Annotated in this window: 14 protein-coding genes; 9 read left to right on the top strand and 5 right to left on the bottom strand. The window is 67.7% G+C overall.

Features of this window, described 5'->3' with window-relative positions:
• The first annotated feature begins 1 nt into the window (after position 1).
• Positions 2–970 (top strand): ABC transporter permease, encoded by a 969-nt coding sequence (locus HHL11_RS19230; RefSeq protein ID WP_169420195.1) that lies wholly within the window; start codon positions 2–4, stop codon positions 968–970.
• Between the two features lie 10 nt (positions 971–980).
• Positions 981–1,916, top strand: coding sequence for an SMP-30/gluconolactonase/LRE family protein (locus tag HHL11_RS19225; protein WP_169420194.1), 936 nt, complete (start codon positions 981–983; stop codon positions 1,914–1,916).
• Here the strand turns inward: HHL11_RS19225 and HHL11_RS19220 are convergent.
• Together HHL11_RS19220 and HHL11_RS19215 are read right to left on the bottom strand one after the other, a co-directional pair.
• Positions 1,894–2,193, bottom strand: coding sequence for an antibiotic biosynthesis monooxygenase family protein (locus HHL11_RS19220; protein ID WP_169420193.1), 300 nt, complete (start codon positions 2,191–2,193; stop codon positions 1,894–1,896). The genes HHL11_RS19225 and HHL11_RS19220 overlap by 23 nt on opposite strands.
• An 8-nt stretch (positions 2,194–2,201) precedes the next feature.
• Positions 2,202–3,140, bottom strand: a complete 939-nt coding sequence (locus HHL11_RS19215; protein ID WP_169420192.1) for an alpha/beta hydrolase — start codon at positions 3,138–3,140, stop codon at positions 2,202–2,204.
• 43 nt (positions 3,141–3,183) lie between these two features.
• Between HHL11_RS19215 and maiA the strand changes: the two genes are divergently transcribed.
• Positions 3,184–3,825 (top strand): maleylacetoacetate isomerase, encoded by a 642-nt coding sequence (gene maiA / locus HHL11_RS19210; RefSeq protein ID WP_169420191.1) that lies wholly within the window; start codon positions 3,184–3,186, stop codon positions 3,823–3,825.
• 1 nt (position 3,826) lies between these two features.
• Positions 3,827–4,573, top strand: a complete 747-nt coding sequence (gene pgeF / locus HHL11_RS19205; protein ID WP_205964491.1) for a peptidoglycan editing factor PgeF — start codon at positions 3,827–3,829, stop codon at positions 4,571–4,573.
• On the opposite strand, the gene HHL11_RS19200 is transcribed toward pgeF, so the two are convergent.
• On the bottom strand, positions 4,505–4,777 hold the full coding sequence (locus tag HHL11_RS19200) for a hypothetical protein (RefSeq protein ID WP_169421180.1): 273 nt from the start codon (positions 4,775–4,777) through the stop codon (positions 4,505–4,507). The two genes, pgeF and HHL11_RS19200, sit on opposite strands and share 69 nt — an antisense overlap.
• 90 nt (positions 4,778–4,867) lie before the next feature.
• Here HHL11_RS19200 and phaC point away from each other — a divergent pair, with 90 nt between their 5' ends.
• From phaC to phbB, 3 genes are read left to right on the top strand one after another with little or no spacing between them, the layout of a single operon-like run.
• A complete protein-coding gene (phaC, locus tag HHL11_RS19195; protein ID WP_169420190.1) occupies positions 4,868–6,553 on the top strand; it encodes a class I poly(R)-hydroxyalkanoic acid synthase in 1,686 nt (561 codons plus the stop codon).
• 34 nt (positions 6,554–6,587) lie between these two features.
• The gene (locus tag HHL11_RS19190) at positions 6,588–7,769 is read left to right on the top strand and encodes an acetyl-CoA C-acetyltransferase (protein ID WP_169420189.1); all 1,182 of its coding nucleotides are present in this window, start codon (positions 6,588–6,590) and stop codon (positions 7,767–7,769) included.
• A 47-nt stretch (positions 7,770–7,816) separates the two neighbouring features.
• Entirely contained in the window at positions 7,817–8,554 is a 738-nt protein-coding gene (gene phbB / locus HHL11_RS19185) for an acetoacetyl-CoA reductase (protein ID WP_169420188.1), read from the top strand.
• Here the strand turns inward: phbB and HHL11_RS19180 are convergent.
• Complete coding sequence (locus HHL11_RS19180; protein WP_169420187.1) at positions 8,551–8,961, bottom strand: RNA-binding protein; 411 nt, start codon at positions 8,959–8,961, stop codon at positions 8,551–8,553. The genes phbB and HHL11_RS19180 overlap by 4 nt on opposite strands.
• A 61-nt stretch (positions 8,962–9,022) precedes the next feature.
• Positions 9,023–9,427, bottom strand: a complete 405-nt coding sequence (locus tag HHL11_RS19175) for an RNA-binding protein (RefSeq protein WP_169420186.1) — start codon at positions 9,425–9,427, stop codon at positions 9,023–9,025.
• Positions 9,428–9,604: 177 nt separating this feature from the next.
• Between HHL11_RS19175 and HHL11_RS19170 the strand changes: the two genes are divergently transcribed.
• The gene (locus HHL11_RS19170) at positions 9,605–10,564 is read left to right on the top strand and encodes a Bug family tripartite tricarboxylate transporter substrate binding protein (protein WP_169420185.1); all 960 of its coding nucleotides are present in this window, start codon (positions 9,605–9,607) and stop codon (positions 10,562–10,564) included.
• A gap of 14 nt (positions 10,565–10,578) precedes the next feature.
• Positions 10,579–11,934 carry a Rieske 2Fe-2S domain-containing protein gene (locus tag HHL11_RS19165; RefSeq protein ID WP_342593247.1) on the top strand — a complete coding sequence of 452 codons (1,356 nt, stop codon included), beginning with the start codon at positions 10,579–10,581 and terminating at the stop codon, positions 11,932–11,934.
• The last annotated feature ends 351 nt before the right edge of the window (positions 11,935–12,285 follow it).

Below are 12,285 nucleotides of genomic sequence, written 5' to 3'. Positions count from 1 at the left end.
CATGACCGCCATTGCTCTGAGAGTGCGAGCCTCCCGCCACCTGCCGGTCCTGGCCGGCGCACTGTGCACGCTGGCGCTGCTGCTCGTCGGCAGCCTCTATTCGCGCAACTTCCTCTCGCCGGAATACCTGCTGCTGCAACTGCAGATTGCGTCCTTCCTCGGCATCATCGCCACCGGCGCGATGCTGGTGATCCTGCTGGGCGGCATCGACCTCTCGGTGCCCTGGCTGGTGACCGTGGGCGGCATGATGTCGGCGGCCGCCGCGGGCTGGTGGCAGGGTGCGGGGGCGGCGTTTGCCATTCCCTTCGGCATCTTGTGCGGGGCGGTCTTCGGGCTGGTCAACGGCATCGGCGTGGCCTACCTGCGCGTGCCCTCGATGATCTTCACGCTGGGCATCAACGCGGTGGCGCAGGGGCTGATCGTGGTGCACACCGGTGGCTTCGCGCCGCAGGACCGCGCCACGCCGGTGATGCACCTCATCGCCACCGGCCGCTCTTTCCTGGGGATTCCCAATGCGTTGCTGGTGTGGGCCGTGGTCGGCGCGGCGACGCTGTTCCTGCTGCATCGCACGGCCTTCGGAAGGGCGGTCTATGCGGTGGGCAACCGCGAGCGGGCCGCCTACCTTTCCGGCATCGCCACGCGGCGCGTCACGATGCTGTGCTTCGTGATCGCCGGCGCCTGTTCGGCCGCGGCCGGCGTGTTGCTGACCGGCTATTCGACCAAGGCTTACCAGGCCATGGGCGATGCTTACCAGCTGCCGGCGATCGCCGCGGTGGTGCTGGGCGGCACGCACATCCTGGGCGGCCGTGGTTCCTATCCCGGCACGGTGGTTGGCGTCGTGCTGATCACGCTGCTGCAGTCCATCCTGTCCGTGATGCAGATCCCGGAGATGGGCCGCCAGGTCGCCTACGGCGTGGTGATCATCGCGATGCTGCTGGTGTACGGGCGCGGCCAGCGCCATTCCGCCTGAGGAGGTCCCCATGGCCATCGAACTCTCCGCCAGCTTCGAGGTGCTCGACGAACGCTTCGCGCGCCTGGCCTTCGGCAACGTGCACCTGGAAAAGCTCTTCACCGGCTGCCGCTGGGCCGAAGGACCGGCGTGGTTCGCGGCCGGCCGCTACCTGGTGTGGTCCGACATTCCCAATGACCGCATGCTGCGCTGGGACGAGACCGACGGCTCGGTGTCGGTGTTCCGGCAGCCGGCGATGAACACCAACGGGCACACGGTGGACCAGCAGGGCCGGCTGGTGTCCTGCGAGCACCGGGGCCGCTGCGTGTCGCGCACCGGGCACGATGGCAAGCGGGTCGTGCTGGCCGACCGCTTCGAGGGCAAGCGCTTCAATTCGCCGAACGATCTGGTGGTGAAGTCGGATGGCAGCATCTGGTTCTCCGACCCCAGCTACGGCATCGACAGCGACTATGAAGGCGACGCCGCGCCCAGTGAGCTGGGCGAGTGCTGCGTCTACCGCATCGACGGCGATTCCGGCGCGGTGAGCCGGGTGGCGAGCGGCTTCGTGCAGCCCAATGGCCTGGCCTTCTCGCCGGACGAACAGTGGCTGTACGTGGCCGACACCGGCGCGACGCACGTGGCGAACGGGCCGCGGCACATCCGCCGCTTCCGGGTGCAGGAGGGCGGACGCACGGTGGCGGGTGGGGAGCTGTGGGCGGAGTGCACGGCCGGCCTGTTCGACGGCTTCCGCGTCGACGTCGACGGCCGCGTGTGGACCAGCGCAGGCGATGGCGTGCACTGCTACGCGCCGGACGGCGCGCTGATCGGGAAGGTGAGGGTGCCGGAGACCGTGGCGAACGTCTGCTTCGGCGGGCCGAAGCTGAACCGCCTGTTCATCTGCGCGACGACGTCGCTCTACTCGGTGTTCCTGAACACCCGGGGACTCAGGACTTCGCCACCAGCGTGAAGTGTTCCACCTGCGGCGGCTGCGCGAAGAAGGGGCCCACGATGGCGCGCCAGTCGGCGAAGGCGGGGCTCTGGCGGAAGTCCACGGTGTGGTTCTCCAGCGTCTCCCAGAAGATCTGCAGGATGTAGCGCTCGGGCGACTCGACGCCCTTGTTCACCTTGAAGCCCTGGAAGCCCTTGGCCTTGGCGATGACGGTGCGCACGCCGCGCTCGATGGCTTCGTCGAAAGCGGCCTGCTGGCCGGGCTGGATGCGGATGTCGGCAAGTTCGAGAATCATGGCCGGCATCATGCCAGAGCGTTCTTGAGCTGCTGCGCGCACAGCCGCACCGCATCGTTCGCTTCGTCCAGCACCCGACCCATCAAGAGGAAGCCGTGGACCTGGCGCTCGAAGTTGACCAGCGTCGCGCGGGTGCCGGCGGCCGACAGCGCGTGCGCGTATTGCAGGCCCTCGTCGCGCAGCGGGTCGTAGCCGGCGGTGAGCACGAAGGCGGGCGGCAGGTTCGCGTGGCTCGCGGCGAGCAGCGGGGAGGCGCGCCAATCGAGATCGTGCTCGGCATCCACGAGGTAGTGGTCGTGGTAGTAGTCCATGCTGTCCTTCGTCAGCAGGTAGCCCTGGCCGTTGGTGGTGTGCGAGGGCCAGCCACGGCGCTGGTCGGTCGCGGGGTAGATCAAGAGCTGGAAGGCGAGGGGCAGGTCGCCCGCAGCGCGCGCGGCCAGCGCCACCGCGGCAGCCAGGTTGCCGCCGGCGCTGTCGCCGCCGACCGCGATGCGCTTCGGGTCGATGTTCAACGCGGCGGCGTTCTGCCGCACCCAGCGCGTGGCGGCGAACGCGTCGTCGAAGGCGGCGGGGAAGCGGTGCTCGGGCGCCAGCCGGTAGTCCACCGCGATGACGGCGCAGCCGGACAGGTTGCTCAGCTCGCGGCAAAGGACATCGTGGGTCGTGAGGTCGCCGATCACCCAGCCGCCGCCGTGGAAGTACATCAGGACGCCGAGCACGTCGCTGGCCGCGCTGCCGGCAGGCCGGTAGCTGCGCAGCGGGATCGGCCCGGCGGGGCCGCGCGCTTCCAGGTCGCGCACCGCGGCCACGGCAGGCGCGTCGGGCTGGGTGAAGGTGCGCCGCTCCAGGTAGTAGGCGCGTGCCTGGGCTGGCGTGAGGCTGTGGGTGGGCGGAACGCCCTTTTCCTCGATCAGTCGCAGCAGCGCCTGGGCCTGGGGATGCAGCATCTTGGTCTCCTGCCGTTGTCGGAAAGATTATCCTTGCAGGATCATGAAGCTGTACAACTACTTCCGCTCCTCCGCTTCGTTCCGGGTGCGCATCGCGCTCGCGCTCAAGGGCCTGTCCTATGACTACCTGCCCGTGCACCTGGTGAAGGGCGAGCACAAGCAGGAGTCGTACGCCGCCATCGCGCCATCGCGCCTGGTGCCGACCTTGGAGCTGGACGACGGCCGCCACCTGTCGCAGTCGATGGCCATCATCGAATACCTGGACGAGATGCACCCGCAGCCGCGCCTGCTGCCGCTGGACCCGTTCCGCCGCGCGCAGGTCCGCTCGCTGGCGCAGCTCATCGCCTGCGAGATCCATCCGCTGAACAACCTGCGCGTCCTGAAGTACCTGGTGCGCGACCTGAAGGTGGATGAAGAAGCCAAGAACGCCTGGTACCGGCACTGGGTGCGCGACGGGCTGGAAGCCTTCGAGCGCGAGCTGCAGCAGCTGCCGGCCTCCACCTATTGCTACGGCGACCAGCCCACGCTGGCGGACTGCTGCCTGGTGCCGCAGATCTTCAACGGGCAGCGTTTCAACGTCGACTTCGGTGGGCTCACGCGCACGATGGCTGCCTTCGACGCCTGCATGAAGCACCCGGCCTTCCAGCAGGCGCAGCCCTCCGCCTGCCCCGACAACGAGGCCTGAGTTGCTGATCCCCGACTGGCCCGCGCCACAAGGCGTGCGCGCCGCCTGCAGCACGCGCGTGGGCGGCGTCTCGCTGGCGCCTTATGACACGCTGAACCTCGGTGGCCATGTGGGCGACCGTGAGGAGGCCGTCGCCGAGAACCGTGCGCGCTATGCGCAGGAGTTGCGGGCGAAGCCGGTGTTCCTGAACCAGGTGCACGGGCAGAGCGTGGTGCGGCTGGATGCGCAGACGCCGCACGGCGCCGAGGCCGATGCTTGCTGGACCACCGAGCGCGGCCTCGCCTGCACGATGATGGTGGCCGACTGCCTGCCGGTGCTGCTGGCCGATGCGCGGGGCCGCGTGGTCGGCGCCGCGCATTGCGGCTGGCGCGGGTTGGCGGGCGGCGTGCTGGAAGCGTTGTGGCGCGCGATGGCTTCGCAAGTGCAGAGCGACCCGCAACGCATGCTCGCATGGCTGGGCCCCTGCATCGGACCCGATGCATTCGAAGTGGGACAAGAGGTGCGCAATGCCTTTCTCACGCAGGATGCCGGTGCCGGCGCCTGCTTCCGGCCGCACGCGTCACCGGGCAAGTTGCTGGCGGACCTGCCGGCTCTCGCGCGGCGGCGCTTGCAAGCGCTCGGCATCACGGCCGCGCACGGCAATGACGGCAGCACCGAATGGTGCACCGTCACGAATCCTTCAAGGTTCTTTTCGCACCGGCGCGACCGGGTCAGCGGCCGCTTCGCTGCCAGTGCCTGGCTCGCCTGAGGCGGCCTGAGCTTCGCGCTCGCGCCGCTCGCGCGCCTTGCGGCGTGCCGGCCGTCCCATCAGGTAGGCAACTAAAGCCACAGGTCCCGCGCCATAGAGTAAAAATGTGACGATGGCGCCGAGCAGGCTGCCTCGCGGACCGCTCGCTTCGGCCACCGCCATCATGAGCGCGACGTAGAGCCAGCCGACGATGGTAATCAGCAGTACCACGGCCGCTCCAGTTTCATGTTGCAGTGCAACATTTTTGGTGTGATACTTCGGGTTGACCCGAATAAGACATCAGGAGACATAGGTATGAATTCTGAAGCCAACTGGGCTGCGGCAGCCCAGCAGTTCCAGCAGGAACTCGGCAAGTACTGGGGCCAGGCGCTCCAGACCATGCAGGACGCCGCACCCACGGGCGGCGCCCTTCCCACGCTGCAATTCGCGCCGGAAAAGATGCGCGAGCTGCAGGAAGCCTATGTGCGCGAAGCCAGCGAACTGTGGAACAGCGGCCTGCAGCCGCCGCAGACCAAGGACAAGCGCTTCGGCCACGATGCCTGGGCCCGCAACCCGGTGGCGGGCTTCTCCGCCGCCGTCTATCTCCTGAATGCGCGCACCTTGCTGGGCATGGCCGAAGCGGCTGACGCCGATCCCAAGGTCAAGGCCCGCCTGCGCTTCGCGGTCGAACAGTGGCTGGCGGCTTCGGCGCCCAGCAACTTCCTGGCGCTGAACGCCGAGGCGCAGCAGAAGGCGCTGGAGACCAAGGGCGAGAGCATCGCCCGCGGCGTGCAGAACCTGCTGGCCGACCTGCAGCAAGGCTACGTTTCCATGACGGACGAAAGCGCCTTCGAGGTGGGCCGCAACGTGGCCACCACCGAGGGCGCCGTGGTGTTCGAGAACGAGCTGTTCCAGCTGGTCGAATACAAACCCCTTACCAAGCAGGTGTACGAGAAGCCCTTTCTCTTCGTGCCGCCCTGCATCAACAAGTTCTACATCCTCGACTTGCAGCCGGAGAACTCGCTGATCCGCTACGCGGTGGAGCAGGGCCACCGCACCTTCGTGGTGAGCTGGCGCAATCCCGATGCGACCATCCAGGACAAGACCTGGGACGACTACATCGAGGACGGCGCGCTGAAGGCCATCTCGGTGGTGCAGGACATCGCCGGCGCCAAGCAGATCAACGCGCTGGGATTCTGCGTGGGCGGCACCATCCTGGGGACTTCGCTGGCCGTGCTGGCTGCGCGCGGTGAAAAGCCGGTGGCTTCGGCCACCTTCCTCACCACCTTCCTCGACTTCGAGGACACCGGTGTGCTCGACGTCTTCGTCGACGACGCCTTCGTGCAGTTCCGCGAGATGCAGCTGGGGCAGGGCGGCCTGTTGAAAGGCCAGGAGCTGGCCTCCACCTTCAGTTTCCTGCGACCCAACGACCTGGTATGGAACTACGTGGTGGGCAACTACCTGAAGGGCGAGACGCCGCCGCCCTTCGACCTGCTGTACTGGAACAGCGACTCCACCAACCTGCCCGGGCCCATGTACACCTGGTACCTGCGCAACACCTACCTGGAGAACAACCTGGTCAAGCCGGGCAAGCTCACGGTGGCCGGCGCGCAGGTGGACCTGGGCAAGGTCAACCTTCCCGTGTTCCTGTACGGCTCGCGCGAGGACCACATCGTGCCGGTGACCGGTGCCTACGCTTCGGTGAAGCACCTGCCGGGCAAGAAGAAGTTCGTGATGGGCGCGTCGGGGCACATTGCCGGCGTGATCAACCCGCCGGCCAAGAACAAGCGTTCCTACTGGACCAACGACAAGCTGCCCGATGGCTTCAACGACTGGCTGGCCGGCGCCAAGGAACACGCCGGCAGCTGGTGGCCCGAGTGGTCGGGCTGGCTCAAGTCGCATGCAGGCAAGCAAATTGCTGCGCCCAAGACTTATGGCAAGGGCGCGAAATACAAGGCCATCGAGCCGGCGCCTGGGCGCTACGTGAAAGCCAAGGCCTGAGGTCCGCGCCCACAGAATTCACCTGGAGAGACACATGGAAGACATCGTCATCGTTTCCGCCGTCCGCACGCCGGTCGGCAAGTTCGGCGGCTCGCTCGCCAAGATTCCCGCCACCGAGCTCGGTGCCATCGTGATCAAGGAGGCGCTCGCCCGCGCCAAGGTCGACCCCGCGCAGGTCGGCGAAGTGATCATGGGCCAGGTGCTCGCGGCCGGCGCCGGCCAGAACCCCGCCCGCCAGGCCCTGCTGAAAGCCGGCCTGCCCAAGGAAGTGCCGGGCCTGACCATCAACGCCGTCTGCGGCTCCGGCCTCAAGGCCGTGATGCTGGCCGCGCAGGCCGTGGCCTGGGGCGATGCCGACATCGTGGTCGCCGGCGGCCAGGAGAACATGAGCGCCGCCCCGCACGTCCTGATGGGCTCGCGCGACGGCCAGCGCATGGGCGACTGGAAGATGCAGGACACGATGATCGTCGACGGCCTGTGGGACGTCTACAACCAGTACCACATGGGCGTCACGGCCGAGAACGTGGCCAAGGAACAGAACGTCGACCGCGCCGCGCAGGACGCGCTGGCGCTGGGCAGCCAGCAGAAGGCCGCCGCCGCGCAGGACGCCGGCAAGTTCAAGGACGAGATCATCCCGGTCTCCATCCCGCAGAAGAAGGGCGACCCGGTCGTCTTCGCCGCCGACGAATTCATCAACCGCAAGACCAACGCCGAAGCGCTGGCCGGCCTGAAGCCCGCCTTCGACAAGGCCGGCACCGTGACCGCCGGCAATGCGTCCGGCATCAACGACGGCGCCGCCGCCGTGGTGGTGATGAGCGCGAAGAAGGCCAAGGAACTGGGCCTGAAGCCGCTGGCCACGATTAAGGCCTTCGGCACCAGCGGCCTCGACCCCAAGACCATGGGCATGGGCCCCGTGCCGGCGACCAAGAAGGCGCTGCAGCGCGCCGGCTGGAAGGCGTCCGACGTCGACCTGTTCGAGCTGAACGAAGCCTTCGCCGCCCAGGCCTGTGCCGTCAACAAGGCGCTGGACGTCGACCCGTCCAAGGTCAACGTCAATGGCGGCGCCATCGCCATCGGCCACCCGATCGGCGCGTCCGGCGCCCGCATCCTGGTCACCCTGCTGCACGAGATGCAGCGCCGCGACGCCAAGAAGGGCGTGGCCGCCCTGTGCATCGGCGGCGGCATGGGGGTTTCCCTTGCCGTGGAGCGCGCTTGAGCGCGCAGAATGAAACGAAGGCAACAGGCAGCGAAAGGGGAATGAACATGGCCCAGAAAGTGGCATACGTGACCGGCGGCATGGGTGGCATCGGCACGGCGATCTGCCAGCGCCTCCACAAGGACGGCTTCAAGGTGATCGCCGGCTGCGGCCCGACCCGCGACTTCACCAAGTGGCTGGGCGAGCAGAAGGAGCTTGGCTACACCTTCTACGCCTCGGTGGGCAACGTCGGCGACTGGGACTCCACCGTCGGCGCCTTCGCCAAGACGAAGGCGGAGCACGGCAGCGTCGACGTGCTGGTGAACAACGCGGGCATCACCCGCGACCGCATGTTCATCAAGATGACCCGCGAGGACTGGGACGCGGTGATCGAGACCAACCTGAACTCCATGTTCAACGTCACCAAGCAGGTGGTGGGCGACATGGTCGAAAAGGGCTGGGGCCGCATCATCAACATCTCCTCGGTGAACGGCGAGAAGGGCCAGGCCGGCCAGACCAACTACTCCGCCGCCAAGGCCGGCATGCACGGCTTCACGATGGCGCTGGCGCAGGAAATGGCGACCAAGGGCGTGACGGTCAACACCGTCAGCCCGGGCTACATCGGCACCGAGATGGTCAAGGCGATCCGCCAGGACGTCCTGGACAAGATCGTCGGCACCGTGCCCGTCAAGCGCTTGGGCGAGCCGAGCGAGATCGCGTCGATCATCGCCTGGCTGGCTTCGGACGAGAGCGGCTATTCCACCGGGGCGGACTTCTCCGTCAACGGTGGCCTGCACATGGGTTAAGTCAGGTCTTCGATGATCAGGTGCCGATACTTCTGCCCATAGGAGATCGGCGCGTCCTTCAGCACTTCCATCACGTGCGCCGACTGCCTTGCGGTCGGCGCGTGCACCAGCAGCGCATGATGGCCTTGCCGTGCCAGGTGGCACAGCCGCCGCGCGGTGTCCGCTTCGGTGCCCGCCGAGGGCAGCTGGTCATCGTCGTCGCTGCCATGGCAGCCGTGCAGTTGCCGCAGGAACTCCTCCGGGCGGAGAAGGCTCAGGTCCTCTTCTTCCAGTCCATGCTCGTCGAGCCGGCGGCAGGCCGCGCGCGCGTCCTCCACGGTGGCGAACATCAGCACCATGTAGCCGGTGGGATAGAAGACGCCGCCGAACGTGGTCATGCCCGGCTCGAGGTCGAAGTTGGTCTTCATGCGAACTCCTTAAGCACGGAACCAGCATAGACCTGCGAGGCCCCGCGTGGGGCCCAAAGGATTACTCGACCACGTCTTCGATCACGAGCTTGCGGTATTTCTGGCCGTAGCTGATCGGCGCGTCCTTCAGCAGGTCCTTCGCGCGGTCCGAGTCCGCCGCATGCGGCGCGTGGACCATCAGTGCGTAATGCCCCTGGCGCCCCAGCTCGGCGAAGCGGCGCGCGGTGTCGCCCTCGCTGCCGACGGAGGGCGCCACGCCGTCGTCACCGGTCGCGCCGGCGATGTTGCGCAGCACCTCGCCGGGCGTCAGCAGCATCAAGGCGTCGCCTTCGAAGCCGTCGTCCTCCAGCCGCCGCGCCGCATCGCGCGCGGCCTGCTCGCCAGGGAACATCAGGACCATCCAGCCGGTGGGATAGAACACGCCGGTCATCGTCTTCATGTCGTTGGTGAGCTGGAAAGGCTTCATGCGTTCTCCTTTTCGTCTGCCTGTGCCATTGCAGCGCGGACGGCGCCGCTCGGCTGTAGTCGCCTGCGGTCGGTCCGGGTAGGAGGGTTCCTAGGGGAAGGCCTGAGTGCGGCAGCGCGGTACCGCAATCAATAATCGGAATCAAATTCCATTTTTTGATTTCTTCGGGGAGACGCCATGCCTTCGCGCCGCATCGTCCTGGCCCACCTCGCTGCCGCGGGCTGCGCCATGCCCTCGTTCGCGCAGGACGACAAGTCGCCCGTCAAGCTGCTGGTGGGCGCCTCGGCCGGCACGGACTTCACGGCGCGCGTGATCGCGGAGAAGCTGAAGGACAGCCTCGGCCGCCCGGTCGTGGTGATCAGCAAGCTTGGCGCCGGCCAGCAGGTCGCGCTGGGCGAGCTCAAGCGCTCGGCGCCCGACGGCAGGACGCTGATGCTGGTGACCAGCGCGCCGTTCTCCATCTATCCCCACATCTACCAGAAGCTCGATTACGAGCCGCTGAAGGACTTCACGCCGATCGCCGGCGTCTCGTCCTTCGACGTCGGCATCGCCACCGGTCCCGCGACCGCCGCGCGCGACATGCCGCAGCTGGTGCAGTGGATCCGCAGCAATCCCAAGCTCGCGATCTATGGCTCGGCGCCGGGCACCGGTTCACTGTCGCACTTCGTGGGCATCTCGCTGGGCCTGGCGATCGGGCAGGCGCTGACGCACGTGCCGTACAAGGAAAGCCCCGTCGGCCTGGTCGACGTCTCCACCGGCCGCCTTCCGATGATGATGACCGGCCTGTCGGGGATGATCGAGCTGCACAAGGCCGGCAAGCTGCGCGTCATCGCCTCCTCGGGCAGCCAGCGCTCGCCGCTGTTGCCCGACGTGCCCACCATGACGGAGGCGGGCGTGAAGGTGAACACCACGTCCACGGTCGGCATCTTCGGCCCCGCGGGCATGCCGCCCGAAGTCGTCGCCCCGCTCACCAAGGCCATCATCGCCATCGCCAGCACGCCCGAATACCGGGACAAGCTCGCCATCTACAACGTCTTCCCGAAGCCCGCCACGCCGCAGGAACTGAGCGCCGTGCTGGGCGACGAATACAAGCAGTTCGCCGCGCTGGTCAAGGCGAGCGGCTACACCCCCGAATAAAAGGAGACCGTCCCGTGAGCCTGCATGAACAGTTGGACAAGCAGAAGAGCGAGTCGGAGCAGATGACCCGCGTGGGTCCCGGCACGGCGATGGGCGACCTGATGCGGCGCTACTGGCTGCCCGCGCTGGCATCGAGCGAACTGCAGGCCGATGGCGATCCCGTGCGCCTTCTCCTGCTCGGCGAGAAGCTCATCGCCTTCCGCGACTCGCAAGGGCGCGTGGGCGTGATGGACCACCGCTGCCCGCACCGCTGCGCCTCGCTGTTCTTCGGCCGCAACGAGGCCGACGGCCTGCGCTGCGTGTACCACGGCTGGAAGTTCGACGTCGAAGGCAACTGCCTCGACATGCCCAACGTGCAGAACGGCGCGGCGATGAAGGCCAGGGTGCACGCGAAGGCCTACAAGGCGGCGGAACGCTCCGGCCTCGTGTGGGTCTACATGGGCCCCCAGGACGACGTGCCGCCGCTGCCGCGGATGGAGGCGGCGCTGATCCCCGAAGGCGAGGTCAGCGTGCGCTTCGTGCAGCGCGCCTGCAACTGGCTGCAGGCGCTGGAGGGCGACATCGACACCTCGCATTTCGGCTTCCTGCATGCGGGCCATGCGCAGCCGGAGGATTTCCAGGACGACCACCCGATGCGCCACACCGTGACCAACCGCGCGCCGGAGTACCACGTGGCCGACACGCCCTGGGGCACCAGCTATGGCGCCTACCGCCTGGAAGGGGACGGCCGCATGTCCTGGCGCGTGGCGAACTTCATGTTCCCGTTCTGGACCCAGGCGCCGAACAGCGACTTCCTCACCAACGTCGCCGTGCGCGGCTGGGTGCCGATGGACGACGAGCACACGATGGTGGTGATGCTGTCGTGGAAGAAATCGCCTGGCGCGTACACCGGCATGCCGCTGAAGAACGGCCAGCCCATCCCCGGCTTCGCGCCCGCGGTGGACTACCTGCCCAACACCACGGACTGGCACGGCCGCTGGCGGCCGCGGGCGCGCGCCGGGAACGACTACGAGATCGACCGCGACGCGCAGCGCCGCAACGAGATCTACACCGGCATCCGCATGGTGTTCATGCAGGACCAGGCGGTCACGGAGTCCATGGGACCCATCACGGACCATGCCTTCGAGCACCTGGTGCCCAGCGACCAGATGGTGGTGCGCACCCGCCGCCGCGTGCTGAAGGCGGCGCAGGCGCTGCGCGAGCAGGGCACCTTGCCGCCCGGCGTGCGCGACCCGCAGGTGATGTGGGACGCGCGCAGCGGCTCCTTCCACACGCCGGCCGCCGCGGACTGGCAGCAGGCCTACCGTGAGCAGCTGCAGGCCGCGATTCGCGTGCCTACGGCCGAGCGGGAGCACGTGCCGGGAGCGTGACGGGTTCCGGGGCAGGGTGTGTCTCCGCCGAAACGAATGTGTCGAAATGCGGAGCGCCGTTGCACTTTGACGTGCCGCCCGTGACGCGGTCCTCGCGGCCCGTTCTCTCCCCGTAATTTGCATGGATCGGGCCGCGGCGGCCGGAGGGGCCGCGCAGGCGGCCGTGTTGCATTCTTCGTCCTTAAGGCCTGTTGCGCGATCCGGCGGACGGGAGCATTTTCCCCCCGCTGCCCGCGAGGGATTTGCCAGAAGACGGGACACAGCTGCAGTTGCGACCTGGCAGGGAGTCGGCTCACCTCCGATCGCCAGGAACCGGCAGGCCGCGACGCCATGGTGGTGGCATTGCGGGGT

Origin of the sequence: Ramlibacter agri (genome assembly GCF_012927085.1) — a bacterium.
In the GTDB taxonomy this organism is placed as follows: Bacteria; Pseudomonadota; Gammaproteobacteria; order Burkholderiales; family Burkholderiaceae_C; genus Ramlibacter; species Ramlibacter agri.
This window is presented reverse-complemented; position numbering and strand designations above follow the sequence as displayed.